Below are 23,428 nucleotides of genomic sequence, written 5' to 3'. Positions count from 1 at the left end.
CTTGCGGAAGCGGCGCGGGAGGGTCGACCCTTGCTTCATAATTCGTGCATCACAAGTTGGCAAGGGAGCGATGGGTGAGCGACACCGAGCAGGTTCCGCCCGGAGTGGACACCACGGTCCCGACCCCGGCCCGGATGTACGACTACTACCTCGGGGGCACCGACAACTTCGAGGTCGATCGTGCGGCGGCGGAGAAGGTCCTGGCGAACATGCCGGAGGCCGGGGACGCGGCCTGGGCCAACCGCGGCTTCCTGCAGCGCTCGGTGCGATGGCTGGCCCAGCACGGGGTCCGGCAGTTCATCGACGTGGGCGCGGGCCTGCCGACGATGAACAACACCCATGACGCCGCGCAGGCGGTCGCGCCCGACGCGCGCGTCCTGTACGCCGACAACGACCCGATGGTGCGGGCCCACGCCGAGAAGCTGCTGGCGGGGTCCACCGGGACGGCGTTCATCACGGCCGACTTCCGCGACCCCGGCGGGGTGCTCGGGCACGAGGTCACCGCCGGGATGATCGACCTGACCGAGCCCGTCGCGCTGCTGGTCGTGGCGCTGGTCCACTTCATCCCGGACGACGACGACCCGTGGGGCATCGTCCGGGAGTACATGGACCGGCTCGCGCCCGGCAGCTACCTGGTGCTGTCCGCCGGCACCGGCGACCGGCAGGCCGACCGGGCGGTCGGCACGATCAGGGACGTCTACGCCAGGTCCACCGCGAGCGTCCAGCTGCGGTCGCGTGCGGAGGTCGAGCGCTTCTTCACCGGAATGGAGATCGTCCCGCCGTGGGAGGGGTCGGCGGCGAAGGTCTGCTACATCGGTGAGTGGGGCGCGGAGGACCCCGACGCGGCCGACAGCGACGGCTCGCGGTGGGCTTACTGCGCGGTGGCGAGGAGGGAAGGGTGAGGAAGCCGTCCGTCGAGGACCTGGGCATCGACCCCGGCGTCCTGGAGTGGCGGCGCTCGCAGACCGACGAGGGCGGCATCGAGGTCGCCTTCGCCGGCGAGTGGACGCTGCTGCGCACGTCCGGGAAGCTGATCTCGGTGTTCGACGAGAAGGAGTGGTCCTGCTTCCTCGACGGGGTACGGAAGGGGGAGTTCGACCACGCCGCTTCCTGAACCGGCCAAATCTGTGATTCACAAATTCGGAAGGCGTATGCTGATGCCGGCCGTTGGTCAAGGGAGGTGGCGCCGATGAGCGATGCTTACGGGGCCACCATCGCCAAGCGGGGGCTGGCACGCCGCTTGAAAGAGCTGCGCGTCGAGGCCGAATACACGGCCAATCAGGTCTGCGACCGGCTGAACTGGGGACGGGGGAAGGTCGGCCGGTTCGAGGCCAACAACTGGGTGCGGCCCGAACTCAGCGACATTCGCGATCTCGCGCGCATTTACGAGGGCAGCGATCTCGCTGAGTTGGAGGAACTGGCGGGCCGTGCGCGGCGGCGGGCCTGGTGGCGTGACTACCCCGAGGTGTTCGACAACGAGTTCCCGGGCTTCGAGAGCGACGCGTCGAGCATCAGGGTGGTCATGCCACTGGTCCTGCCGGGTCTTCTGCAGACCGTGCCGTACATGCAGGCGCTGCTGTCGGTCGGGACCAGGACGCCGGAGTGGCGGGAGCGCGCGATGCGCGCGCGGCTGCGCCGGCAGCAGATCCTCGATCGCGGGGACGGGACGGCGCCCGAGCTGACGGCGATCATCACCGAGGCGTCCCTGCTGTACGAGTGGGGCGAGCCCGGCGACCGGCGCGCCCAGTTCGCCCACCTGCTCGCCATGTCCGAGCGTCCGAACGTGGAACTGCGGCTGCTGCGCCTCGCCGACGGGATGCACCCGGGCATGTCCACGCTGGTCAACATCTTCCGGTTTCCCGGCGGCGAGCCGCCCATGGTCTTCCTCGAGAACGACGCGGACGTCCAGGAGGTCGGCACCCCCGACGACGTGGAGGCCCATGACGAGATCTTCGAGCAGATCCGCCAGGCGGCGCTCAGCCCCGCCGACACCGCGGAGCATCTGAGGAAAGTGATCTCAACTCTGGAGTAGCACCGACATGGACCTCTCTCAGGCGCGATGGGTCAAGGCGACCGCCAGCGCCAGCAGCAACGGGGGCTGTGTCGAGGTCGCCGATCTCGACACGGCCGCGGCGCTGCGCGACAGCAGGACGCCGGAGGCCGGGGCGCACGTCGTCTCCCGTTCCGTGCTCGCCGCGTTCCTCGATGACGTGCGGGCGGGCCGTTACGACCGCTGAGGCCGGGCCGCACACGAGATCCCCCAGGGCTGCACCCCTGGGGGATCTCTCATGTGTGCGGCCCTCTCTCAGGCGCCGACCACGCTACAGCGTGGGGGGCGGCCCGTCCCGGCACCCGCCGGTACACGCAGGTGACGCGGAGGCGAAGCGTGTTATGTGGGTATTTGGGTGCATCAGTGAACGTCTCACTCGCAGATGCAACTTTCTTGCCATGATGCGGGCCCGGTGGCCGAAGATGTGCGAGGCTACTTCTGTGATTCACACATAGCGACTCGCGAAGCAAAAGACTCATGTCGCGATTGTCTGAATGCGAATGTCTCCGCAACCCCGAGGGTGGGCGTCATGACGAAGGCCGCGACCATGTGCGAGATCCCCTGGAGACTGGAGGACGGCGGCTGCGCGGCACTTCCCCTGCCCGATGACGACTCCATCGCCCGCGTCGCCCGCTCCCACGTCACGGCCCTCCTCCCGGCGCTCGGCCTGTCCGTCCAGGACGTCCACGACATCAAGCTCATGGTCAGCGAGCTCGCCACGAACGTCCTGAAGCACGCCATGCCCCACGACGGCCCCTCGGGCGCCGAACTCTGGGTTTACCAGCGAGGCGACGGCCAGGGACACGACGAACTGGTCGTCAAGGCCTTCGACGCGCGCAGGGACTGGCGGCCCCGCGGCACCGCCCCCGGCCGGTCCGACCACGGCCGCGGCCTGCAGATCGTCGATCTTCTGACGCAGGGCCGGTGGGGCCACCACCCGTCCCGGTCGCGGCTGCGGACGCCGGCGGTCCGCGGCAAGGCGACCTGGTTCGCCCTGCCGCTCCCGCCCACCGTCCGCCGCCGCCGCGTGTGGAGGGTCGAGGGGCACTACGCGACCAAGGACCTCCAGACCCTGCTCGTCCAGCGGGGGCCTCGGCCACTTCGTGTCCGAGGAGGGCGCGGGCGAGACCGCCCTCACCGACGGCCGCGGCCTGAGCGTCTGGTGCGAGGCGGCCGCGTTCCGATGGCGCACCGGCTCCGGGCAGACCGGCGGACTCCCGCTCACCGACATCACCGAAGCCTGCGAGCGGATCGTCGAACTCTGCGAGGCCTCACCCGCCTCACCCGCCTGACCCGCCTGACCCGGCACGGCCGGCCCGGCGGCGGTGCACCGTCCTCCGCTCACTCGTCGGCCAGCGGCGATCCGGCCTCTCGCCCGCGGCGCGCCGGCATCCGGCGCAGCCCCACGAAGATCAGCAGGCCGCCCGCCGCCAGCAGCAGCACATTCATGACCCATTCATGGGACGCGTCCCGCAGGTAGACGGTCCCCGAGCGGCCGACGTCCCGGGCGCGGGCGCTGCCCCCCTCGCGCAGGCCCTTGCCGCTCCCGTACAGGGCCACGGTGGGACGTTCCACCGAGCCGTCGTCGGAGCGGAACGCCCCGCGCAGTGTGCAGGCCTCATGACCTGGGTGCCGGATGCAGCTCCGCTCGCGCGCGGTGAAGACGCCGGGGGTCCCCTTCCCGGTCTGCGACGCGCGGAGCACCGGCCCGGCGTTGGGTACCACCAGGAACATCAGGACCAGCCCGAACAGTGCCATGAGCACTCCGAACGGCGTCACGCCCCTAGGGCGCCGGGGCGGCGCGGTCCGCGACCTTTCGAGGGTCACCGTCCGTCACGCTGCTTCGGGGACGGGCCTGCGCTGGAGCGGCGCGGCGCACGAGCAGCGCATGGCCTCGCGCTCGGACTCGCTTGGCCTGCGGTGCAGGTACATCGCCACCACCATGGGGATGGTGACGAGCGTGTTGTAGAACAGGTGCAGTTCCACGCGCGGCACCAGGAGCTGGATGATGCTCGTGGGCGCGGGACGTCCGGCGATGTAGGAGTCGGACATCGCCTGCACCAGCAGCAGCAGGTGCTCGAAGTGGTGCCAGACCTGGATGCCGAGGGAGACCGCCCACCACGTGCGGGCCCGTCCGGTGAACCCGGGCAGCAGCAGGAAGAGCCCGATCAGCATGATCAGGGCGTAGCCGTAGTGCATCCATTCCGAGGTGACCAGCCACGGGAACGGCACGCCCAGCACTCCGCGCGCCTCGGGCACCGGCCAGCCGAGCACCCAGATCTGGATGGCCTGGACGACGTGCTCGGCCCAGTGGGCGATGACGATGAACGCGTAGACGTTCAGGGCCGCGCGGTGGTGACGCGTGTTGAGCAAATGCACCACTGACCGCAGCGTCCCGCGTTCTTCCAGTACGTTCGCCACCGGCGATCACCTTCCATGAGATGACGGGGACCTTCATCTCAAGACGTATCGCAGATGGGCCTCTTTCGAAATGCTCCCGTGGTCGGCCACAGGTGGACGGCGTGGCCGGTCCCGCCGGTCCCGCCGCGGCTCGACTTATGCCGTCCGATCCTGGATACTCGCGCGGCGCGGTTTAAGGGTTGCCCGAAAAAGGTCCCGCTGGCGGGACCTTTTTCGGGCGGGAGGCCGAGTCGGCGCAGGTCGGGCGTGCCGCGCTCGATCCCGGCGTTCAGATTCCGAGGATCCGTCACCAGTGGTACGAACTGCGAAGCGAATGCGGCCTCGCTGTCGCGAGAACTATTAGCGCGGGACATGTGCATTCTCGGCACAACCGAAATGCTGCCCGTTACGGCCTCGGCTTGACTTGCGGCGTGGGTTCACGGTGCGGCTCTTTGTTGCCCGGACCAGATCCGTCTTCCGCTTGAATCGAGGACGGTGCATCAGCGCGCGTCATGGGCCCCGCGTCTGACTTCGGCGGTGAACCGGCGAAAACCGGCCGCCGAGAGCATGAACCGAGTGCCGGAAGGGTTCTTGCTGTCGCGGATTCCGATAATGCCCGACAGCCGCGCGACCTCGACGCAGTTGGACTGCCCGCTGGTGCCGCTGCGGCTCGCCTTGCGCCAGGGGGTCATGCCCATCGCTCCAGTTCGGCTTCCAGGAGGAGCTTGGAAGGGCCGACCGGAGTGGCGATGTCGCTGATCGAGTCGTACCTCACGACCACGTCCTGGACGGCGATCGGGTCCATCAGGAACCGTCCGCGCGTCGTCGCCTCGTCATAGGCGAGATCGCGGTCGTCCACCGTGAGGACGGTGATCGGCCCGTCGAGGGCCCGGGTGGGCGCCGGCCTGGTTCTCGACCACGCGGATGCTGACCCGCGGCAGTTCGCCGAGCGTCAGCAGATGGGCGATCTGATCGCGCATGATCTCGCGCGAGCCGATCAGTTGCGCCAGGGCGGCCCAGTTCAGGAACGCGGTCACGCGGGGCGGCGTCTCCCTGTCGAAGACGGCGGACCTGCGTGCCATGCGCCGTTCCAGGTCGGCGCTCAGGTCGTTCGCCGGGCCGGCCGTCAGCGCCGCCCTGGCGTAGTCCGGGGTCTGGAGCAGGCCGGGGATCACCGTGGGCTCCCACATGCGGATCCGGGACGCGCGCCGCTCGAACGCGGCGAGGGACGCCAGCCAGTCGCCCTCGTCCGCCAGGCCGGCGAAGCCCACCAGGTTCGTGAACATCCCGCCGGTGTTCCAGAGGCGGTCGACGGTCTCGGCGTGGGTCGGCTTGAGGCGAAGCGTCGCGGACTCGTACCTGGAGACGGTCGAGCGGTCGCAGTCGAGGAGGTCGCCGAGGGCCTGCCCCGACATGCCGTTCGTCTCGCGGTGGCGGCGCAGTTGAACCGCGATGAAATGCCACATCGAGCGTGACGGGTCCAGTGAGTCCCGGGCGTGCATGGCCCCTCCGGTTTGTCGCAATCCATTCCGGAACGTAGCGAACCTATCGCGGAGAGTGCTGGCCGCGGGGCCGTATCAGCGCAAACGTCCGGAGGGGGTCACACCGATGCCGCCACCAGGGTGATCATGGACTGGGTCGAGGAGAGGACGCGGTGTGGGACGGGCTTATGTGGTGACCGGCGGCGGACGCGGCGTCGGACGGGCGATCGTGGAGCGGCTGGCGGCGGACGGCGGCCACGTCGTCGTCATCGAGATGGACGCGGCGGCGGTCGGCTGGGCGCGGGACCGGGCGGACGTGACGGCGGTCGTCGGGAGCGCGGCGGACGACGAGGTCGCGGAGCGGGCCGCCGACGCGGCGCAGGAGGCGGGGACGCTCGCCGGGTGGGTCAACAACGCGGCCGTGTTCCGGGACGCCGTCGATCCGTCCCCGAAGGAGCTGCTCGGACTCGTGGCGCTGAACTTCGACCCGGCGGTGGTGGGGTCCGTGACCGCCGTCCGGCGCTTTCTGGACGCGGGGACGGGCGGCGCCATCGTCAACGTCTCGTCGCACCAGGCGCGGCGTCCGGTGCGCGGCTCGCTGCCCTACGCCACGGCGAAGGCGGCGGTGGAGGGGCTGAGCCGGGCGCTGGCCGTCGACTACGGGCCCCGCGGCGTCCGGACGAACGTCGTCGCGCTGGGGTCGATCACCACCGAGCGGTACGAGGGGTTGCTCCGGCGGCAGGAGCCCGGGGAGGCCGCGCGCATCGAGGACGAGATGCGCCGGCTCCATCCGGTCGGGCGGGTGGGGCGGCCGGACGAGGTGGCGGCCGCCGTCGCCTATCTGCTGTCGGACGAGGCGAGCTTCGTCAACGGCGCCGTGGTGCCCGTGGACGGCGGCCGGCACGTGCTCGGCCGCGATCCCGAGGAGGCCTGAGAACCTCCGTGTTTCCCCGGACCACCTGGGACAACGCGGTAAGTGGGACGCGCGGCCGGGACCCGCGGTTGGCGTCCGGCCCGGACATGGCCAGAACCCCCCACCAGTCGGTGAATACCGGTACATCTAGGGATTCGTCGATCGGAAGGGGCGTCCAGGGGTGAGGAAGCTTCTCGTTGCGGGGGCCGCCGCCGTCGCGGTGGCGGGCGGGGTGCTGGTGGCGACGCCGGCGGAGGCCGCGAGCGCCGTGCAGATCTACCGGGTGTACTACGACTCGCCCGGGAGCGACAAGGGGTCGAACGCGTCGCTGAACGGCGAATGGGTGCAGCTGTTCAACACGTCGAAGTCGTCCAGGAACATGAAGGGCGTCAAGGTCCGCGACAAGACCGGGTACACGTACACCTTCGGCTCCTTCACCTTGAAGGGCCGCAAGTCGGTTTACCTTCACACCGGCAGGGGCTCCAACAGCGCGGCGCACCGCTATTGGGGCCGGAAAAGGTACGTGTGGAACAACACCGGTGACACCGCGTACCTCCTCTACCCCAATGGCCGGGTGGCGGACAAGTGCTCGTGGGGTCGGACGGGTTCCTCGAAGTACTGCTGAAAGGTCCGCGTCGCCCTGAGTGCGAGCCACCGGCCCTCCGGGGTCGGTGGCTCGCCGACGTTCGGGGAGGACGTCGAACGCTCACGCGACGCCGGGGACCGTCAGCCGCTGGGGAGTGAGAGGTGGCGAGGGTTCGCGACCGTCAGTTTGTCAATCACCGAAGCCCTTACCGCGGCCACGACCTCGTCCATCCGGTCGTCGAGGTCGCCCGCCCGAATGGCTGCCGCCAGATCGGCGTCGGTGGCGCATCCCAGAGGCTTCAAACGGTTCTGATGAGCGATTCTGTGGGCGTCGCCGAGAAGGAATTCCCTGCGGGCCATGCGCAGGGCGGACGCGGCGACGCGGGCATGGAAGCGGAGGCGGTCGTCGGGCTGCTCGGCCTCCGCGAGGAACGCCCCTACGGCGTCGATGAGAGCGTGCGCGTCAGGCCGGTCGTGCGGGGCGTTTTCTGGCGTGACCGCACTTTCCAACGGATCCGGGACGGTCGTCTGCTCCGTCAATCCCAGGGCCAGAAGCAGGTCGTGTTCCTGCTCGCAGACCTTCCGGCCCAGGACGGCGTACTCGATCGAAGGATCCGAACCGCTGAGGTAACGCTCGGCCTGGTGGCGGCACAGGATCGTCCAGCGGACGGTGCCGTAGACCTCCCACCAGTGGAGCTCTTCGAGCGTGGGCGGCACGCCCCCGGCGGCGGCGTAGCCGGCGAGGAGGTCGTCACGCGTCCCGAAGCCCCCGACGGGGTGCGGGGAGCCGAACCGCCACGCCTTCACGCAGAGCCAGCCGAGGTCTTCGGCCGGGTCGCCGGCATGGGTGAGCTCCCAGTCCAGGACGCCGGTCACGCCGCCGGGGGAGATCATCAGGTTCCCGTTGCGGAAGTCGCCGTGGACGACCGTCCGGCGGCCGGCCGCCGGGCGGTGCTCGTCCAGCCAGCGCAGCGCCAGCTCGACGGCGGGACGAGCCTCGAACGCCGCATAATGCTCCGTCAGGGCGGCGAGGGCGTCGTCGTCGGGCAGCCCTGGGACGGGCGACATCGTGTGCAGCCGGGCCAGGATGCCGCCCAGCTCGCGCGCCAGACCGGGACGGACGCCCGCGAAGCGCTCGTCGCGCAGCAGCCGGCGCGGGATGGTCTCCCCGGACAGCCGCTCCATGATCATGTAGGGGGTGCCGTCCAGGTCGTCCCCGTGATCGGCCAGGCCCGGGACCGGGACGCCGGCCCGCGCGGCGGAGGCGAGCAGGCCCGCCTCGCGGCCCATCGCCGCCGGGTCGGGGGAGCCGGGCCGGTCGCGGCGCAGGACGAGCGGGCGGCCGTCCGCGTCGAACGACCAGGTCTCCCGGCTGGCGCCGCCGGACAGCCGGCGCAGCCCCGTGACCTTTGCGCCGAGCCGGTCCGCCAGCGCGGCGGCGAGATCGCGGGTCGGTTCCATGGCTCTCCTAGTCGGGCAGGCCGAGGGCGCGGACGCTGAGGGTGTCCAGGGTCTCCAGGAGGCGTTCGGCGCCCTGCGGATCGCTGCCCTGGACGATCCACAGGTACAGGGAGTGGTCGACCATCGTGGCGAGGGCGCCCGCCGCCGTCTCCGCGTCGAGGTCGGGCGGGACGAGCCCCTCCCGCTGCCAGCGCGCGATCACCCGCGCGGACCGTCCCACCGAGGAGGCCCGGTGCTTGCGCCGCAGCTCCTGGAACTCCTCGTTGAACGTGGCGACCTGCTCGATGATCGCCATCATCCGGGCGTTGCGCAGGTAGGCCTCGTAGTAGGCGCGGTTGGCGCGGCGGACGCGGTCGGCGGGACCCGGCCCCGGGGACGGCACCAGCGCGTGGTCGGTCATCTCCTCGAAGAGCCGGTCGGCGACCTCCAGGAACACCGCTTCCTTGGTGGGGAAGTAGGTGTAGAAGGAGCCGTAGGCGACGCCCGCGTGCCGGGTGATGTGCGCGACCCGGGTCTCCAGGAAGCCGCGTTCCTCGAACACCTCGCGGGCGGCGGCGAGCAGGCGCTCCCTGGTCCGGGCGCCGCGCTCGGTGAGCGGCCGGCCGCCGGGATCGTCGCCGCTGGGCATCGCCTGGTTCCTCCCGCCGGGGTTGACAATCCCGGCAACGGTAACCGAGCATCAGGCAAGTTGATATGACTGTCAAGTCAACTTCCGTGGCGCACTCCCGCCGCAAGGAGGTTCCATGAACACCGAATTCGAACTCGGCGGCATCAACCATCTGGCGCTGGTGTCGTCGGACATGAAACGCACGGTCGACTTCTACTCCGGCGTCCTCGGCATGCCCCTGATCAAGACCATCGACCTGCCGGGCGGCATGGGGCAGCACTTCTTCTTCGACTGCGGCGGCGGCGACTGCGTGGCGTTCTTCTGGTTCCCCGACGCGCCGGACGGCGTCCCCGGCGTCTCCGCCCCCAAGGGGCGGCCCGAGCAGGGCGAACTCCTCAGCGCCGTCGGTTCGATGAACCACGTCGCGTTCCACGTCCCGACAGACAGGTTCGACGAGTACCGGCGGCGGCTCAGGGACAAGGGCGTCACCGTCAGCCCCGTCCTCAACCACGACGACAGCCCGCTCGGCGTCTCCGGCGAGGTGCACGAGGGCGTCTTCGTCCGGTCGTTCTACTTCCAGGACCCCGACGGGATCCTTCTCGAATTCGCCTGCTGGACGCGCACGTTCGACGCGTCCGACGTCTCCCACGAACCGAAGACCGCCGCCGACCGGACCGCCGGGAAGGACCAGCATGCCGCGACTGCGTGAGGTCCCGCGCGCCGAGGTCACCGACCCGCAGATCCTCTTCTTCTACGACCGGCTCTTCGCGCCCGACCGCGACCCGGCCGTGGACCACGGCACCGCGACCGGCTCGCCCGGCGACTGGTGGACGGTGTTCGCCCAGTCCCCGGACGTGTTCCGGCACGCCGTCCGCGGCTTCGCCCTGTACCGGGGCGCCGACCTCGACCCCGTCCTGCGCGAGCTCGGCCAGTGCCGGGCCGGGTGGGCGCGCGGCAGCCAGTTCGTCTTCTCCCAGCACTGCAAGCAGATGCGGGCCCTCGGCATGCCCGAGGAGAAGATCGAGTCCATCCCGCACTGGCAGACGGCCGAGTGCTACTCGCCCCTCGAACGCGCCGTCCTCGCCTACACCGACTGCCTCGTCCTGGACGGCGGCCGCGTCCCCGACGCCGTCTTCGGCGTGCTGCGCGAGCACCTTCCCGACAAGGAGATCCTCCAGCTCACCTACATCACCTGCATGTACGACATGCACGCGACGATGTCCCGGGCCCTGCGGCTGGAGTTCGACGACCGTCCCGAACCGGTCGTCGAGGTCGCGGCGCCCGAGGGGTACGGCGACCGCGACATCTCCTCCGACCTCACCGGGGAGGGCTGATGCTGTTCCCCGTGCCGGACCGCGTCCGGGACGTCCGCGACGCCGTCCACGCCTTCATGACCGAACGCGTCGAACCGGCCGAACCCGCCCTCAACGCGGGCGACCGGGAGAAACTCCTGAAACTGCGCCAGGAGGCGAAGGACGAGGGCCTCTGGGCACTCGGCCACCCCGCCGAGCTGGGCGGCGGCGGCATGCCGTTCCTCGACTACGTCTACATCAACGAGGTGCAGGGACGCAGCGAGTGGGGGCAGCTCGCCCTCGGCACGTTCACCCTCCAGGACTCGCTGATGCTGCACAGGTACGCGAGCCCCCGCTGGCGCGAGCGCTACCTCGCCCCGATGGTCGCGGGCGAGGTATCCCCGAGCTTCGCGATGACCGAACCCGCCTACGCGGGCTCCGACCCCACCCAGCTCCGGACGAGAGCCGTCCTGGACGGCGACCACTGGGTCATCAGCGGCCGCAAGTGGTTCACGACCGGCGCCGGCGAGGCCGCCTACACCACGGTCATGTGCCGCACCGAGCCCGAGGGCGCGCCCCCGCACCGCTCGTTCAGCATGATCGTCGTCCCGACGGACACGCCCGGCTACGAGATCGTCCGGGAGACGCCCGTCCTCGGCCTGAACGGCGGCCACTACGAGGTCGCCTACAACGACGTCCGCGTGCCGGCCGACAACCTCCTCGGCCCGCGCGGCCACGGCTTCGTCATCGCGCAGGAGCGCCTCGGCCCCGGCCGCATCTTCCACTGCATGCGCTGGCTGGGCCAGGCCCAGCGCGCCTTCGAGCTGATGTGCGCCCGCCTCGGCTCCCGCGTCGCGTTCGGCGAGCCCCTCTCGGCGAAGCAGCTGATGCAGCAGCACGTCTTCGACTCCTACACCGAGATCCAGGCCGCCCGCATGCTCACCCTCCAGGGCGCCGAGCAGATCGACGCGGGCGACCAGGCCCGCATCGAGATCGGAGCCATCAAGGTCGTCGGCGCCCGCATGCTCCACAACGTCATCGACCGCGCCATCCAGGTGCACGGCGCCGCGGGCCTCACCGACGACACCCCCCTCTCCCGCATGTACCGCCACGCCCGCGAGGCCCGCATCTACGACGGCCCCGACGAGGTCCACATCCAGAGCACCGCCAAACGCATCCTCAAAAAACTCGGCCGAGAGGAACCGGCCTAGGGCCTGTCCCGAAGTCGCCTCGGCCACGCGCGCGAACGCGTGAGCTGGCCGGTGGAGCGAGGCCGGAGGCGAGCGGAACCGGCCAGATCGCGAAGCGATGCCGCGTTCGCCCAGGCCCGGTCACGTAGCGAGCCGCCAGGCGAGCCGGGACTGTGAAACACGGCCTAACCCCGCTCGTTCGTACCGGTGGTGAGTTCGGTGAGGTCGGCGAGGACCTCGGAGGCGGTGATCGCGTCCAGTTCGGAGAACCGGAGTGGCCCGGCCTCGGCGCGCCTGCCGAGGCCGGCGTCCCGGCAGAGCCGGACGCGCTCGATCCGCTGTTCGGGCCGGTAGCCGATGTCGCCCACGACGATGCCCGGATCGACGTCGACGACGAGGGTCCGGCCGCCGGGTAGTTCCCGCAGGACGTTGAACTGGATGCCGTTGTCCTCGGCGCTGCCCCGCTGCCATCCGCGCGGCACCATGCCGACCAGCCTGCCGACCGGCACCGTGACGCCGTGGAAGCGCGCCAGCTCGGTGCCCGCGCGCTCGTCCCCGGTCAGCGCGTGCGTGGGGCGGCCCAGCTGCGGGAAGGGCTGGTTGATCTCGTAGGCGTCGAACAGCTCGGCCCACGCCTCCAGGTCGCCGGAGAGGTGCAGCGGGTGGGCCACCCCCACCCTGGCCGTCTCGGCCAGAGTCGCCTCGTCGTCCTGGAGGTCGGCGAGCGACCCGTCCTCGGCGACGCGGAACGCGCGGCCCTCCTCAGTGATCCACACCAGCCGCCGGGCGATGTGGCGCACCAGCGGATGATCGACGATGAGGGCGCGGAAGTCCGGGACGCTCCACCGGTGCTGCGCGGTCATGGCGCGTTCGAAGCGCCGGAGCCGCTCGTCCGCCACGGTCCGGACGTCCTTCTTCAGGGCGGCGAACCGCCGGTGGGCGGCCGGGGCCAGCTCCCCGTCGTCGCGGACGCCCGGCTTGGGGAGGCCGGCGCGCCGCCGGCCGTCTCCGTCGACGACGTACGGCCTGAGCCGCTCGTCGAAACCGGCGGTGAAGCCGCGCGGGCCGTAGTCGAGGAACAGCTCGCCCCTCTCGTCCAGCCCGAAGTCGGGAACGAGCCGGTCGCCCAGCTGCTCGGGGGTCAGCCCGAGATCCTCGGCCAGGGCGCCGACCCGCTCCTGCGCCTTCTTCCTGAGGCCCGGGTACCTGACCTTGGTGGTGATGTCGTGGAGGTGCATCAGCGCCACGTCGCCGCCGATCGCGATCAGGACGTCCAGGCCCCTGACCGCCTTGGCGTGCCCGCCGTCGCCCGGCCAGGCCTGGATCACCGGCGCGAACCTGCGCACCGTCTCGTCGTCGCCGAACAGCCCCAGGGCCGTCAGAACCCAGTCGCCATCGTCCACGGCGTAGCTCTGCTCGCGCAGGCCCGACAGCTCGAACAGCCGCCAGGCGAGTGCGGCGAGCGAGGCGGGGGTGCAGATCCTCCTGACGACGTCGAGGCCCGCGTACGGCTTGTCCGGCTTGGAAATGGAGAGCATGGTGACGATGCGGTCGACCGCGCCGGCGGGAAGCGCCCGGCCGTCCTCCCGAAGGAGCACCTGGGGAAGGATGTACGGGTCCTGCCAGACCGGACGCCTGGGCATCTCCGCTGGAAGGTCGTCAAGGGGGTCGGCGGCGAGCAGCGCCCTGGCGGCTTTCGCGGCCTTGGTGCCGTACTCACCGGCCACTTCGAGGATTTCCCCGTCGCCTCCGGATCCGGCGATGCGCCGAAGTGCGGTCTCCGCCCTGAACCTCTGAGGGCCGACCTTTCCCAACGCGACGGGAATGAGGGCACGGATCTGCGCCCGTTCCTCCGGCTCATTCGGCTGCCCGGCGGTGAGCGGCTGGAGCCCCCTGACGGTCACCCTCGTGAACAGGGGACGATCGCGCGTCCACGGCGGCTCGACCAGCAGCCTCGGCAGGGACTCCGCCGGGGCCTCCGGCACCCAGCGGGCGGCCGCCTCGCCGATGGACCCGACGACCTCGCGGGCCTTCGTGGACAACCGGGGCAGGAGCTCGGTAGCGAGGTCGGGCCAGACCGCCACGTGCTCGCGTAGCAGCCGGACGGCGTAGGAGGAGATCGGCGCGGGCCCCGACGCGGCCGCCTCGCCGAGCAGCCGCAGTGCCCGGCGGGGGAAGTGGCGAGCCGTCTCGATCACGGCCTTCTGCGCGTGCGGTCGGTCGAGGCGGTCCACGAGAAGCCGGAACGCCTCGTCCGTGCCCAGCAGGCCGAGGGCCCGCAGCAACTCGTAGGGGTCGCGTCCGGTCTCGGTCTCTTCGTCGGCGACGGTGGCGAGCGTCGGGGCCAGCGCGGGACCGACGCCTTCCACGGCCGTGGGAAGCACGCCCGGTCTGCCGTTGAGCCAGTACCACCCGCTCTGCCCGGCGAGCAGCGGGGGGAGCTGGTCGGCGGTCCCCATCGTGCACAGAACCATCATCCAGGTGTGCGGCTGCAAGCGGGGCAGGGCGGCGCAGAGCTCGTCGACCCATGCGGTCTGCGTCGGCACCAGGTACGCGGCGGCCAGCCGCCGCATGCTGTCGAGGCGGCGCTCGCCCAGCGCGTCGACGGTCCGCCGGTACTCCGGCTCGTCGGCGACCGCGAGAAAGCCGCGAACCCGAGCCGCGACCAGTTCGAGGCAGTCCAGCCCCCGGTTGTAGCCGGGGTCCTGCTTGTCGAGACGGCGGGGCCGGAAATGGCGCCGGTCCTTTCGCTCCTGCCAGGCGTAACCGTCGACGAATACGCCGCTCAGCTCGACCGTGGCCTCGGCGGCGAACACCGGACCGTGCTCGGCGATCCACGCGTCCGCGAAGGTGGCGAACGGTTCGTCGTCGTAGTCGTAGTCGTCCCGCAGAGGCCACTCCGCGGCGAGGCCGGCCGCCATCACGGCGGCACCCTGAGGGTTCGCCTCGCCCCTCAGGTACGCGCGGGCGGACTCGACCATGTCTCCGCGACTGCTCGGGCTGCCGAGCAGATGCTCGATCTCGTCGCGCGTCTCCTTCTCCCACTGCCGAACGGTGGAGACGGCGCCCGCGTCGAGTTCGAGCGAAGGTCCGTGCGTCCCTCCGCGACGCGGATGGAGTGCGGCGCGCCAATCATCAGGAATGACGAGAAGATTCTCGTTCTGGGGCATGCGGAGCAGATTAGTTTCGCCGCCCGACAGAATCAGGGAGGCGAGTCGCGTCCCTCTGCGTGTCTCAGGGCTGGAGGAGGAAGAGTTTCCGGTCGACGCGGTCGAGGGCGCCGCCGCGGCCGAAGACCAGGCCGGTGGCGAAGTCGACGAGGCGTTTGGCGTCGCCGTCCGGAAGGTCGGTCAGATCCATGAGCACCGGGACGCCCTTGCGGAAGAAGTGCCCCACGTACAGGACCTCGTTGTAGTTCTGGGGACGCAGCGACTTGACCACGGCCCCAGTCTGCCCGGCGCCTCCCCGGGGTCAAGTGACCCACGCCACAGGCAAGAAATCTCTCCCGATTGTCGATCCGCTCGTCCGCCGGGCGACGCGTTGGTGACGAGAGGGGATCGAGATGGGTAAGCACGCGAATGTCCAGGAGTACGTGGCGGACGTCCCGGAGGGACTGCGGGACGTCTTGGAGAAGGCCCTCGCGGTGGTCGGCGAGGCGATGGGAGTCGAGCCCGCGCTGTGGCACGGCCAGCCGACCTGGAGCCTCGGGGACAAGCCGGGGCAGAAGCCGGTGTGCTTCCTGAAGGCGTATCCCAAGCATGTGACGTTCGGTTTCTGGAAGGGCCAGCTGATCGAGGACGGCTCAGGCCGCCTGGAGGCCATGTCCAGGCAGATGGCCGGTGTGAAGCTGCGCGGTCCGGACGACGTCGACGCCGACCTGTTCGCCGGCTGGCTCAAGCAGGGACGCGACCTGGAGAAGTAGGTCAAGGGACCTTGACGTCAGGATCACTTGACGCGCACACTCGCATCATGGTCACTCCAGATGGGATCGAACGAGACATCACGCTGACGAGCGCGGCGGCCCGGTACGACGAGCTGTGGGTCCAGGACGCCGTGGGGGAACCGCCGCTCCGGCGCGAGGAGGTCCTCGAACTCCTCGCGCTCGGCGAGGTGATCGCGCGTAAGGCGGTCTACGGCCGGCAGCTCGCCGTCCGCTCGGCCCGCCGCGCGGGCGCGTCGTGGGCCCAGATCGGCGGCGCGATGGGCGTCAGCAAGCAGGCCGCGTGGGAGGCGCACGGCAAGTGGATCGAAGACCAGGCCGAACAGAACCGCCGCAGCGACTACCAGGGCCTCGACAAGGACCAGGTCGCCGCCGCTCGGCACCTGGCGGGTAACGCGGACGAGTAAAGGGCACAAGGGCCGCACCTCCACGACGCTGGTCGGCCGCAGGAGGGGGCATCGCAATATGCGCCAAAGAGTTTCTCTCCGTTAGCTGTGGGAAATCTGTGTGCTAGAGGGAACGGAGGCGATTGGCATGGAGGTCGTTCTTGAAATGACCCTGCCGAGGAACGCAGAGAGCGCACCGCTGGTGCGGCACACGCTCGACGCCTCTCTCCGCGGGCTCGGAGTGGGTTCCGAGGTCCGTGCCGATATCGCGCTCGCGCTGGGCGAGGCGTGCGCGAACGTCATTCAGCATGCCGCGGCCGGAATGGAGTACGAGGTCCGGGCGCGGATGGACGGCGCGAGATGCGTCGTGGACGTCATCGACGGGGGCACGGCGGACGGGGCTGACGGGGCCGCGGCGTGGGAGCGCGTGGAGGCGCCGCCGCTGGCCGAGCACGGGCGGGGACTTCGGTTGATGCGGGCGTTCACGGAGGGGGTTCAGATCGCCGGGCGCGCTCACCGGAACGGGTCGATCGTGCATTTCGAGAAGTCGCTGGCGAGCTGACGGCATGGAACGGCCCGGCGGGCTGGTGCCCGCCGGGCCGCGGCTCGGGACGCCGGTCAGCCGGTGACCGGGAGGTCGTGCTTGACGGGCTTCGGCGCGGGGGCCTCGGACGGGCCGTGCGCCGGGCCGGCGGGCTTGCCGCAGGTGGCGGACGCGACCCGGATGGCGCCCTTGTTGCCGGGCAGGGCCAGTTCCATGCCGGTGACGGCGAGGCGGCCGTCGGCCATGCGCTGCTGCTTGTTGAGGACGAGGGCCGTCCGGCCGAGGCCGTCCACGTCGACGGGGACGGTGGTGTTGGGCGGCGGGGTGGAGTCCAGGTGCTTTCCGGCGAGCGTGGCGCGGGCGAGGTGGGCGCCGCCCTGTCCGGCGGTGCACTTGGCGGTGACGGCGTCGGCCAGCAGCTTCGCGGACGGGACGGACAGGTGCGCGACCGCGGAGCGGGCGCGGGCGGCGGAGGCGTCGACGTCCAGCGCGGACGCCTTGACCAGCTTGGTGCGGTCCTCGCGCAGGAGGCTCTTGCTGACGCGGCCGGTGCTGGAGGAGACGGCGGGCACCGGCGGGACGGCGATCGGCCCGGTCACGGTCAGCCCGTACGCCGAGCCTTCGCTGCCGGGGGCGGCGGCGAACGCCGGGGCGGGGACGGCGGCCGCGGTGAGGCCGGCGGCGAGCAGCCCGGCCGTGGCGAACCGTTTGGCGGCATGGTTGTGACGCATGAACGTACTCCGATTCTCGTGAGGGCTTGAGGTGGTGCCGGCCGGTCAGGCCGTGATGAACACCAGGGAACCGAGCGGCACCCGGGACAGCGCCTTCAAGGCGTCCGCGGGTACGCGCACGCAGCCGTGCGTGACGGCCTTGCCGAACACCGAGGTGTCGGGCCAGCCGTGGAGTGCGACGGTGCCGGGACCGCCGCCGAAGGTGTCGAGGGTCGCCGAGTGGGTACCGAGTGGCAGGACGATGGGACTCGGCGTCTTCTTGGCCGGGGCGAGCGTCGCCATGACGAACGTCCGGCCGGTCGGCGTCGGGGTCTTGGCGTCGCCGGTCGCGACGGGCCAGTGGCCCACCGGGCGCGCGGACCTCTCCAGGACGAGGCGTCTGCGGGTGAGGTCGACGCGGACGGTGTAGGGGGTGTGCGCGGTCTTCAGCGCGGTGCCGGGAACCCAGCCGGTCGCCCCGTTGGGACGGCTCGGCAGGAGCACCCTCCGCCAGTCGCCCGAGGTCTCCACCACGGGCACCCAGGTGGGGCCGCCGAGCTCGGCGACGGGAAGGGTGGCGAAGCGGTGACCGGCCGGGCGGTCGAACACGGGCGCCGGGCTGGTGGGGTGCACGACGAGGCCGTCGGTGGCGCCGTCGGGCGTGGGGTCGGCCGGGGCGCCGCTGAGGTTCGTGTAGGTCGTGGCCTCAGGGACCTTGGCGGGCGCGGCCTGCCCGCCCTTGGTCCCGGCGGCCGACGCCGTGCCGTGCCCGGAGGAGGAGCCGCCGCATCCGCCGGCGGAGAGGAGCACGGCAGCGGTGATCCCGCCCGCGGTGACGGCGCGCAGGGAATGCCGAGGGGCACGTATGGTCGCCATGAGCGGGGATGTTAGTAGTGGTGAAGGCGGCCGTATCGAGAATGGCGAAAACGCTCCCGAGTCGGCTGCTGTAAATGTTGAAAATGCTCCATTTGGAAGGCGCTTTGCGGAGGGTCACGACTTTTCGGGGAAAACGGATTTCATGGACAGTTCACGCGAGCATCGAGAGGGAACCGCCGTCGTCGTCCGGGCGGGTGGCCGCCTCGTGGAACTCGGTGAGCCCCCACAGCAGCGCGGCCTGCGCGGCCGCCGGCATCTCGGCCAGCACGCGGGTGAGGTTCTCGCGCCGCCGCAGCCGGAGCCGGTCGAGGAGCGCCTGCCCGTCGCTGCTCAGCCGGACGGTGACCTGGCGCCGGTCGCGTCCCGGGTCGCGCGTGAGCAGCCCGGCCGCCTCCAGCCGGTCGCACAGCCGGCTCGCCGACGACACCAGCGCGCCGAGCTCGCCCGCGAGCCTGCTGATGTTGACGGGCCCCCGCTCCAGGACGAACAGCGCGCGCAGTTGCGTGGACGGAATAGGGACATCCGGGGCATTGTGGGCGCGCGACCACACGTTCAACAGGGTGGAGGCCGCATCGTCGAGCGCGGCCGCGTACTCCGCGGCGTCCTCACCCGACGTGGCCACCATGCCCTCCACTGTTACACACGACGTCGCCCACGGCATCCCGGGACCTGCGGGTCCGCCGGCCGCCGGGGCCGTGCGGCGACGAGGCGAGGATCGAGATGCATGGTGCACGCGGGGATGACGGGCCGTTCGAGGCGGTCAGGAAGGCGATCTGGGCGGCTCCGCCGAACGATGTCATCGCCGTCGCGGCCGACCTGCTCGACCGGCACGCCGGCGGCGCGGACACCGAGGTCCTGATGATCGACTACCGGCAGACGTTCCTCGTCCGGACGCTCTCCACCGGCGACGACGTCCCCGTGGACAACACGGCGCCGGGCCGGGCGTTCGCGTCGCAGCGGCCCGTCCAGGAGGACGGGGGCGGGCTCGCCCACCTGCCGCTGACCGTGAAGGGGGAGCGGATCGGGATCCTGTCGGTGCGGCTTCCGGACGGCGGGCCGCCCTGGCTCGACGACTTCGCCGGCGTGCTCGCCCGCGCCCTCAAGATCGCCGACGAGGCCACCGACCGGTACCGGCGCCTGCGGCGGCGGACGCGGTTGACCCTGGCCGCCGAGATGCAGTGGGACCTGCTGCCGGCGCCCGCCTACCGGGCGTCCGAGCTCTGGTTCGCGGGCCAGCTGGAGCCCGCGTACGCCGTGTGGGGCGACGCGTTCGACTGGGCCACGTCCGCCGACCGGTTCACGCTGACCGTCAGCAACGGGATGGGGTCGGGCACGGAGTCGGCGGAGCTCACCCATCTGGCGATCAGCGCGCTGCGCAACGCCCGCCGGTCCGGCGGTGACATCGTCGAGCAGGCCGAGCTCGCCGACGAGGCGGTGTTCGGACGGCACCGGGGCGAGCGGCTCGTGGACGCGCTGCTGCTGGAGTTCGAGCTCACCGACGGGAGGGTCCGGGTCATCGACGCGGGCTCACCGGTGATCAGCCGGATGCGGGACGGCGCCACGGAGCGGATCGCGTTCGAGGCGCAGATGCCGCTCGGCATGTTCGGCGACACCCGCTACGTGCCCCAGGAGTTCGCCGTCGAGCCGGGCGACCGGCTGGTCATCGTCAGCGACGGCGTGCACGGCGCCCGGTCGCCCGCCGGAGTCCTCTACGGGGACGCCGGACTGCCCCAGGCGATGCGCGCCACCCGGTTGCAGGATCCGCCCGAGGCCGTCCGCACCATGATCCGGCACTACGTCGGCTTCCACGGGGGCACCGAGCCGTCCGACGACGCCGTGATCGTGTGCGTCGACTGGACGGGCCGGGACGCGGAGGCCGGGAAGACCGGCCCGGAAGCCTGACGATCCCCACCGAACCGCCGCTCCGGCAGAAGCGCGAAGCCGACCGTCCCGACGGCCCTGGTCAGGTCGCCTGGGGGCGGTCGACCTGGTCTCCGGTGCTTTCCTCGCCGTCCTCTTCTGTACCGGCCGACGGCTGGGCGGGCAGCGTCCACCGGAAGGTGGTCCCGGTGGCGGCCTCCGCGTCCGGCTCGGCGTGCTCGCCGGCGGCGAGCCAGATGCGTCCGCCGTGGTACTCGACGATCTTCTTGCACAGGGCCAGGCCGATCCCCGTGCCGGTGTACTCCTCGCGCGAGTGCAGCCGCTGGAAGATGAGGAAGATCCGGTCGGCGTAGCGGGGGTCGATGCCGATCCCGTTGTCGGAGCAGCCGAACTCCCACTCGTCCCCGGTGCGGCGGACGTCGATGGTGACGCGCGGCGGCACGCCCTCCCGGCGGAACTTGATCGCGTTTCCGACGAGGTTCTGGAACAGCTGGACCAGCTGGGTGCGGTCCCCGGCCACGTCGGGCAGCTCCGCCACGTCCACCTCGGCGCCGGTCTCCTCGCAGAGCGTGGAGAGGTTGTCCAGCGCCTGCCGGACGACGTCGTCGAGGTCGACGGAGTCCTCGGGGCGCGACATCCGGCCCACGCGGGAGAAGCTCAGCAGGTCGTTGATCAGGGCCTGCATGCGCTTGGCGCCGTCCACGGCGAACGCGATGTACTGCCGTCCGCGGTCGTCGAGCTTGTCGCCGTACCGGCGTTCGAGCATCTGGCAGAAACTGGCGACCTTGCGCAGCGGCTCCTGGAGGTCGTGGCTCGCGACGTAGGCGAACTGCTCCAGTTCGGCGTTGGAGCGGCGCAGTTCCTCGGTCTGCTCGTCGAGCCGGCGGGACTTGTCCTCGCTGGTGCGCCACTCCTCGATGATCCGGGCGCGCATCGCGTCGATGATCGCCGCCAGCTCGTTGATCTCCGCCGGGCCGGGGACGTCGAGGCGGTGCCCGAAGTCGCCCTCCGAGACGGCGCGGACGCGTCCGGTCAGGGTCGACACCGGCGTCAGCACGGTCCGGCGGAACAGCACGGCGAGCAGCAGCGCGGCGACGACGACCATGGCGAGCGCGGCGAACGTGGACCACTGGGCGGTCCTCGCGCGGGAGTTCAGCTTCGCGGCGGACCGCTCGTGCAGTTCGGTGATGCCGGCCTGCAGCGGCGTCATGTCGCCGCGCGCCTGGACGAGCAGGTGGCCCGCCAGCCGGCTCTCGCCGCGGTCGATGCCCTGACCGCCGGGTCCGGCGGCGACCCGGTCGGCGAACCCGGTCCGCCAGGCCCGCGAGTCGGCGGTCGCCTTGGCGAGGAGCCGGTCGACCTCCTCGTGGCCGGGCACCTCCGCGAGGAGGCGGCGCATGCGGGCGGCGGACGCCGCCTCCTGGCGCACGGCGGACCGGTACTGCTCGACGTGCTCGCGCCCGCCCTCCTCGGCGTACGCGCGGATGGCCGTGTCCTGGCCGGTGATGGCGGTGGAGAGCCGGAACTGCTCGAGCGTCGCCGGGTCGACGCGCTCGATCAGGACGTCGCGGGCCTGCTCGTTCCCGTACAGCGCCGTCCCGGCCTGCACGAACGCGGCCAGGAGGAGGGCGCCGAGGACGGCGGAGCCGACCCGGTAGATCTGGACGAGCCGGACCCGGCCCATCCCCTGCCCCTCGGGGATCTGCGCGCCGGGCAGCACGGCGCCCGGCCCGGCGGCGCGCGGCTCCTGGCCGGTCTCGGCGGATCTCGCGGTGGTCATCGGTCGTCCCCCCGGCTCAGCATCAGCAGGGCGAGGTCGTCGGAGAGGACGTCGCCGTTCAGCCGCTCGGCCTCGGCGATGAGCCCGTCGACGAGCACGTCGCCGCGCCTCCCTTCCTCGTGCGCGGTCCTGGCGAGGCGCAGCAGGCCCGCCATGTCGAGATGGCCGCCGTCCTCGCCGGCGCCCCCCTCGATCAGTCCGTCGGTGTAGAGCAGCAGCCCCCACTCGTCGCCGAGCTCCAGGTCGGCGGCGGGCCACCGGGCGCCCGGGAGCAGCCCGAGCGCCGGGCCCCGGGGCTCGGCCGGGAGGGCCTCCACGCCGTCCGGCGAGAAGAACAGGGGGCACGGGTGCCCGGCCCGGTACACCCGGGCGGTGCGCCGGTCGGGCGCGATCGTCACCATGCAGGCGGTCGTGAAGATCTCGTCGCTCCACCGCTCGTGCTGCAGGACGGTGTCGAGGGTGTCGAGGAGGCGCGAGCCCGTGTGCCCGCCGAGGACGAGCGTGCGCCACGCCATGCGGAGCCGGACGCCGAGGGACGCCTCGTCCGCGCCGTGCCCGCTCACGTCGCCGATGACGGCGTGCACGGCGCCGTCGGAGGTCTCGACGGTGTCGTGGAAGTCGCCGCCGAGCAGCGCCCGGTCGCGTCCGGGCCGGTAGCGGGTGTGGTGCCGCAGCGTCCGGTCGTGCAGGATCGGCACGGGCAGCAGGCCGCGCTCCAACCTGGCGTTCTCCCGGCTGAGGGCCCGCGCCTCGACGAGCTGCCGCTCGGACTCGTCGGCGCGCTTGCGCTCGATCGCGTAGCTGATCGCCCGGGTGAGCAGCGCGCCGTCCGCGTCCTGCTTGACGAGGTAGTCCTGGGCGCCTGCGGCGACGGCGGCGACGCCGACGTGCGCGTCGGCGAGGCCGGTCAGCACCAGCACGGCCGTGGTCGGCGAGTGCTCGCGCACCTGGTGGAGGGCGTCGAGCCCCTGCGCGTCTGGGAGGGACAGGTCGACGATGACGCACTGGATGTCGGGCCGCAGCGCGGCGAGGGCCTCGGAGAGCGTGGCCGCGACGGTGATCCGCAGACCGGGCTGCGCCTCGGTCAGGAGCTCCTCGAACAGGAAGGCGTCGCCGGGATCGTCCTCGACGAGAAGGAGGTGCGGGGATCCGGCGACACCGAGGAGCCGCTCCGCACCGCGACTGGGCATCGCGGCCATGTCTCAGCTCCTTCTGTCCGGCCTGGGCCGGGTCGATGTCAGGTGGGAGGCCCTTGCCATCGAGCAAATGTTAGAGGCATCGGGCGCCCGGAGGGCACGCGGAGCGGCGAAACGGCGCTCGTCCGGAGGAACC

Annotated in this window: 28 protein-coding genes; 14 read left to right on the top strand and 14 right to left on the bottom strand. The window is 71.5% G+C overall.

Annotation, left to right across the window (positions count from 1 at the left end; genetic code table 11):
* Positions 1 to 74: 74 nt before the first annotated feature.
* From BJY14_RS19240 to BJY14_RS19220, 5 genes are all read left to right on the top strand, one after another.
* A complete protein-coding gene (locus BJY14_RS19240; protein WP_179844888.1) occupies positions 75 to 902 on the top strand; it encodes an SAM-dependent methyltransferase in 828 nt (275 codons plus the stop codon).
* Positions 899 to 1,114, top strand: coding sequence for a DUF397 domain-containing protein (locus tag BJY14_RS19235; RefSeq protein ID WP_179844887.1), 216 nt, complete (start codon positions 899 to 901; stop codon positions 1,112 to 1,114). Before BJY14_RS19240 ends, BJY14_RS19235 begins: the two co-directional genes overlap by 4 nt.
* Before the next feature lie 75 nt (positions 1,115 to 1,189).
* Entirely contained in the window at positions 1,190 to 2,032 is an 843-nt protein-coding gene (locus BJY14_RS19230) for a helix-turn-helix domain-containing protein (protein WP_179844886.1), read from the top strand.
* Positions 2,033 to 2,039: 7 nt separating this feature from the next.
* On the top strand, positions 2,040 to 2,237 hold the full coding sequence (locus BJY14_RS19225) for a DUF397 domain-containing protein (RefSeq protein ID WP_089315203.1): 198 nt from the start codon (positions 2,040 to 2,042) through the stop codon (positions 2,235 to 2,237).
* 916 nt (positions 2,238 to 3,153) lie between these two features.
* Positions 3,154 to 3,342: a hypothetical protein gene (locus tag BJY14_RS19220; RefSeq protein ID WP_179844885.1), complete on the top strand. Its 189-nt coding sequence runs from the start codon at positions 3,154 to 3,156 to the stop codon at positions 3,340 to 3,342.
* A 49-nt stretch (positions 3,343 to 3,391) separates the two neighbouring features.
* Here BJY14_RS19220 and BJY14_RS19215 read toward each other — a convergent pair whose 3' ends face one another.
* The 5 genes from BJY14_RS19215 to BJY14_RS19195 form a co-directional block, all read right to left on the bottom strand.
* Entirely contained in the window at positions 3,392 to 3,808 is a 417-nt protein-coding gene (locus BJY14_RS19215; protein WP_179844884.1) for a hypothetical protein, read from the bottom strand.
* A gap of 75 nt (positions 3,809 to 3,883) precedes the next feature.
* Positions 3,884 to 4,471, bottom strand: coding sequence for a hypothetical protein (locus BJY14_RS19210; RefSeq protein ID WP_179844883.1), 588 nt, complete (start codon positions 4,469 to 4,471; stop codon positions 3,884 to 3,886).
* 479 nt (positions 4,472 to 4,950) lie between these two features.
* A complete protein-coding gene (locus BJY14_RS19205; protein WP_179844882.1) occupies positions 4,951 to 5,142 on the bottom strand; it encodes a DUF397 domain-containing protein in 192 nt (63 codons plus the stop codon).
* A complete protein-coding gene (locus tag BJY14_RS19200) occupies positions 5,139 to 5,309 on the bottom strand; it encodes a hypothetical protein (protein WP_179844881.1) in 171 nt (56 codons plus the stop codon). Before BJY14_RS19200 ends, BJY14_RS19205 begins: the two co-directional genes overlap by 4 nt.
* The gene (locus BJY14_RS19195; protein ID WP_179844880.1) at positions 5,284 to 5,952 is read right to left on the bottom strand and encodes a helix-turn-helix domain-containing protein; all 669 of its coding nucleotides are present in this window, start codon (positions 5,950 to 5,952) and stop codon (positions 5,284 to 5,286) included. Before BJY14_RS19195 ends, BJY14_RS19200 begins: the two co-directional genes overlap by 26 nt.
* Before the next feature lie 154 nt (positions 5,953 to 6,106).
* Here BJY14_RS19195 and BJY14_RS19190 point away from each other — a divergent pair, with 154 nt between their 5' ends.
* A complete protein-coding gene (locus tag BJY14_RS19190; RefSeq protein WP_179844879.1) occupies positions 6,107 to 6,865 on the top strand; it encodes an SDR family NAD(P)-dependent oxidoreductase in 759 nt (252 codons plus the stop codon).
* A gap of 160 nt (positions 6,866 to 7,025) precedes the next feature.
* Positions 7,026 to 7,469: a lamin tail domain-containing protein gene (locus tag BJY14_RS19185; RefSeq protein WP_312879311.1), complete on the top strand. Its 444-nt coding sequence runs from the start codon at positions 7,026 to 7,028 to the stop codon at positions 7,467 to 7,469.
* Between the two features lie 101 nt (positions 7,470 to 7,570).
* Here the strand turns inward: BJY14_RS19185 and BJY14_RS19180 are convergent, their stop codons facing one another.
* Both BJY14_RS19180 and BJY14_RS19175 read right to left on the bottom strand, forming a co-directional pair.
* On the bottom strand, positions 7,571 to 8,890 hold the full coding sequence (locus tag BJY14_RS19180; RefSeq protein ID WP_179844878.1) for a phosphotransferase family protein: 1,320 nt from the start codon (positions 8,888 to 8,890) through the stop codon (positions 7,571 to 7,573).
* Between the two features lie 7 nt (positions 8,891 to 8,897).
* Positions 8,898 to 9,518, bottom strand: coding sequence for a TetR/AcrR family transcriptional regulator (locus tag BJY14_RS19175; RefSeq protein ID WP_179844877.1), 621 nt, complete (start codon positions 9,516 to 9,518; stop codon positions 8,898 to 8,900).
* A 115-nt stretch (positions 9,519 to 9,633) separates the two neighbouring features.
* Here BJY14_RS19175 and BJY14_RS19170 point away from each other — a divergent pair, with 115 nt between their 5' ends.
* Genes BJY14_RS19170 through BJY14_RS19160 form a run of 3 tightly spaced genes read left to right on the top strand, consistent with a single transcriptional unit; the run spans position 9,634 to position 12,000 of the window.
* Positions 9,634 to 10,206 (top strand): VOC family protein, encoded by a 573-nt coding sequence (locus BJY14_RS19170; RefSeq protein WP_179844876.1) that lies wholly within the window; start codon positions 9,634 to 9,636, stop codon positions 10,204 to 10,206.
* Positions 10,190 to 10,831, top strand: a complete 642-nt coding sequence (locus tag BJY14_RS19165; RefSeq protein WP_179844875.1) for a carboxymuconolactone decarboxylase family protein — start codon at positions 10,190 to 10,192, stop codon at positions 10,829 to 10,831. The genes BJY14_RS19170 and BJY14_RS19165 overlap by 17 nt, the downstream gene beginning before the upstream one ends.
* Entirely contained in the window at positions 10,831 to 12,000 is a 1,170-nt protein-coding gene (locus BJY14_RS19160) for an acyl-CoA dehydrogenase family protein (RefSeq protein WP_179844874.1), read from the top strand. Before BJY14_RS19165 ends, BJY14_RS19160 begins: the two co-directional genes overlap by 1 nt.
* Positions 12,001 to 12,164: 164 nt before the next feature.
* On the opposite strand, the gene BJY14_RS19155 is transcribed toward BJY14_RS19160, so the two are convergent.
* Both BJY14_RS19155 and sepF read right to left on the bottom strand, forming a co-directional pair.
* Positions 12,165 to 15,149, bottom strand: a complete 2,985-nt coding sequence (locus tag BJY14_RS19155; RefSeq protein ID WP_179844873.1) for a DUF4132 domain-containing protein — start codon at positions 15,147 to 15,149, stop codon at positions 12,165 to 12,167.
* 64 nt (positions 15,150 to 15,213) lie between these two features.
* A complete protein-coding gene (gene sepF / locus BJY14_RS19150; protein WP_179831795.1) occupies positions 15,214 to 15,420 on the bottom strand; it encodes a cell division protein SepF in 207 nt (68 codons plus the stop codon).
* A gap of 121 nt (positions 15,421 to 15,541) precedes the next feature.
* Here sepF and BJY14_RS19145 point away from each other — a divergent pair, with 121 nt between their 5' ends.
* The 3 genes from BJY14_RS19145 to BJY14_RS19135 all read left to right on the top strand — a co-directional run bounded on the left by BJY14_RS19145 (position 15,542) and on the right by BJY14_RS19135 (position 16,867).
* Positions 15,542 to 15,901 (top strand): DUF1801 domain-containing protein, encoded by a 360-nt coding sequence (locus tag BJY14_RS19145; protein WP_179844872.1) that lies wholly within the window; start codon positions 15,542 to 15,544, stop codon positions 15,899 to 15,901.
* Positions 15,902 to 15,948: 47 nt separating this feature from the next.
* Entirely contained in the window at positions 15,949 to 16,326 is a 378-nt protein-coding gene (locus tag BJY14_RS19140; RefSeq protein ID WP_179844871.1) for a hypothetical protein, read from the top strand.
* Between the two features lie 100 nt (positions 16,327 to 16,426).
* Positions 16,427 to 16,867: an ATP-binding protein gene (locus tag BJY14_RS19135; protein ID WP_312879310.1), complete on the top strand. Its 441-nt coding sequence runs from the start codon at positions 16,427 to 16,429 to the stop codon at positions 16,865 to 16,867.
* A 56-nt stretch (positions 16,868 to 16,923) separates the two neighbouring features.
* Here BJY14_RS19135 and BJY14_RS19130 read toward each other — a convergent pair whose 3' ends face one another.
* From BJY14_RS19130 to BJY14_RS19120, 3 genes are all read right to left on the bottom strand, one after another.
* On the bottom strand, positions 16,924 to 17,580 hold the full coding sequence (locus BJY14_RS19130; RefSeq protein ID WP_179844870.1) for a choice-of-anchor P domain-containing protein: 657 nt from the start codon (positions 17,578 to 17,580) through the stop codon (positions 16,924 to 16,926).
* Between the two features lie 45 nt (positions 17,581 to 17,625).
* Positions 17,626 to 18,435 carry a protein-sorting L,D-transpeptidase LdtCP gene (ldtCP, locus tag BJY14_RS19125; protein ID WP_179844869.1) on the bottom strand — a complete coding sequence of 270 codons (810 nt, stop codon included), beginning with the start codon at positions 18,433 to 18,435 and terminating at the stop codon, positions 17,626 to 17,628.
* Positions 18,436 to 18,586: 151 nt separating this feature from the next.
* Positions 18,587 to 19,060 carry a MarR family winged helix-turn-helix transcriptional regulator gene (locus BJY14_RS19120; protein ID WP_179844868.1) on the bottom strand — a complete coding sequence of 158 codons (474 nt, stop codon included), beginning with the start codon at positions 19,058 to 19,060 and terminating at the stop codon, positions 18,587 to 18,589.
* Between the two features lie 95 nt (positions 19,061 to 19,155).
* Here BJY14_RS19120 and BJY14_RS19115 point away from each other — a divergent pair, with 95 nt between their 5' ends.
* Positions 19,156 to 20,337, top strand: coding sequence for a PP2C family protein-serine/threonine phosphatase (locus BJY14_RS19115; protein ID WP_179844867.1), 1,182 nt, complete (start codon positions 19,156 to 19,158; stop codon positions 20,335 to 20,337).
* Positions 20,338 to 20,398: 61 nt separating this feature from the next.
* On the opposite strand, the gene BJY14_RS19110 is transcribed toward BJY14_RS19115, so the two are convergent.
* Together BJY14_RS19110 and BJY14_RS19105 are read right to left on the bottom strand one after the other, a co-directional pair.
* Positions 20,399 to 22,096: a sensor histidine kinase gene (locus tag BJY14_RS19110; protein WP_218905491.1), complete on the bottom strand. Its 1,698-nt coding sequence runs from the start codon at positions 22,094 to 22,096 to the stop codon at positions 20,399 to 20,401.
* Positions 22,093 to 23,295 carry a PP2C family protein-serine/threonine phosphatase gene (locus tag BJY14_RS19105; protein ID WP_246395987.1) on the bottom strand — a complete coding sequence of 401 codons (1,203 nt, stop codon included), beginning with the start codon at positions 23,293 to 23,295 and terminating at the stop codon, positions 22,093 to 22,095. Before BJY14_RS19105 ends, BJY14_RS19110 begins: the two co-directional genes overlap by 4 nt.
* Between the last annotated feature and the right edge of the window lie 133 nt (positions 23,296 to 23,428).

Source organism: Actinomadura luteofluorescens (assembly GCF_013409365.1).
GTDB lineage: Bacteria > Actinomycetota > Actinomycetes > Streptosporangiales > Streptosporangiaceae > Spirillospora > Spirillospora luteofluorescens.
The sequence above is the reverse complement of the archived record's forward strand: the minus strand, read 5'-3'. Positions and strand labels throughout refer to the sequence as shown.

Excerpts from the sequence above, each read along its gene's own strand:
- BJY14_RS19230 (WP_179844886.1), top strand. The coding sequence starts at position 1,190 with ATGAGCGATGCTTACGGGGCCACCATCGCCAAGCGGGGGCTGGCACGC.
- BJY14_RS19225 (WP_089315203.1), top strand. The coding sequence starts at position 2,040 with ATGGACCTCTCTCAGGCGCGATGGGTCAAGGCGACCGCCAGCGCCAGC.
- BJY14_RS19215 (WP_179844884.1), bottom strand. The coding sequence starts at position 3,808 with ATGGCACTGTTCGGGCTGGTCCTGATGTTCCTGGTGGTACCCAACGCC.
- BJY14_RS19205 (WP_179844882.1), bottom strand. The coding sequence starts at position 5,142 with ATGACCCCCTGGCGCAAGGCGAGCCGCAGCGGCACCAGCGGGCAGTCC.
- BJY14_RS19195 (WP_179844880.1), bottom strand. The coding sequence starts at position 5,952 with ATGCACGCCCGGGACTCACTGGACCCGTCACGCTCGATGTGGCATTTC.
- BJY14_RS19180 (WP_179844878.1), bottom strand. The coding sequence starts at position 8,890 with ATGGAACCGACCCGCGATCTCGCCGCCGCGCTGGCGGACCGGCTCGGC.
- BJY14_RS19175 (WP_179844877.1), bottom strand. The coding sequence starts at position 9,518 with ATGCCCAGCGGCGACGATCCCGGCGGCCGGCCGCTCACCGAGCGCGGC.
- BJY14_RS19170 (WP_179844876.1), top strand. The coding sequence starts at position 9,634 with ATGAACACCGAATTCGAACTCGGCGGCATCAACCATCTGGCGCTGGTG.
- BJY14_RS19165 (WP_179844875.1), top strand. The coding sequence starts at position 10,190 with ATGCCGCGACTGCGTGAGGTCCCGCGCGCCGAGGTCACCGACCCGCAG.
- BJY14_RS19160 (WP_179844874.1), top strand. The coding sequence starts at position 10,831 with ATGCTGTTCCCCGTGCCGGACCGCGTCCGGGACGTCCGCGACGCCGTC.
- BJY14_RS19155 (WP_179844873.1), bottom strand. The coding sequence starts at position 15,149 with ATGCCCCAGAACGAGAATCTTCTCGTCATTCCTGATGATTGGCGCGCC.
- BJY14_RS19145 (WP_179844872.1), top strand. The coding sequence starts at position 15,542 with ATGGGTAAGCACGCGAATGTCCAGGAGTACGTGGCGGACGTCCCGGAG.
- BJY14_RS19140 (WP_179844871.1), top strand. The coding sequence starts at position 15,949 with ATGGTCACTCCAGATGGGATCGAACGAGACATCACGCTGACGAGCGCG.
- BJY14_RS19130 (WP_179844870.1), bottom strand. The coding sequence starts at position 17,580 with ATGCGTCACAACCATGCCGCCAAACGGTTCGCCACGGCCGGGCTGCTC.
- ldtCP (WP_179844869.1), bottom strand. The coding sequence starts at position 18,435 with ATGGCGACCATACGTGCCCCTCGGCATTCCCTGCGCGCCGTCACCGCG.
- BJY14_RS19120 (WP_179844868.1), bottom strand. The coding sequence starts at position 19,060 with ATGGTGGCCACGTCGGGTGAGGACGCCGCGGAGTACGCGGCCGCGCTC.
- BJY14_RS19115 (WP_179844867.1), top strand. The coding sequence starts at position 19,156 with ATGCATGGTGCACGCGGGGATGACGGGCCGTTCGAGGCGGTCAGGAAG.
- BJY14_RS19110 (WP_218905491.1), bottom strand. The coding sequence starts at position 22,096 with ATGACCACCGCGAGATCCGCCGAGACCGGCCAGGAGCCGCGCGCCGCC.
- BJY14_RS19105 (WP_246395987.1), bottom strand. The coding sequence starts at position 23,295 with ATGGCCGCGATGCCCAGTCGCGGTGCGGAGCGGCTCCTCGGTGTCGCC.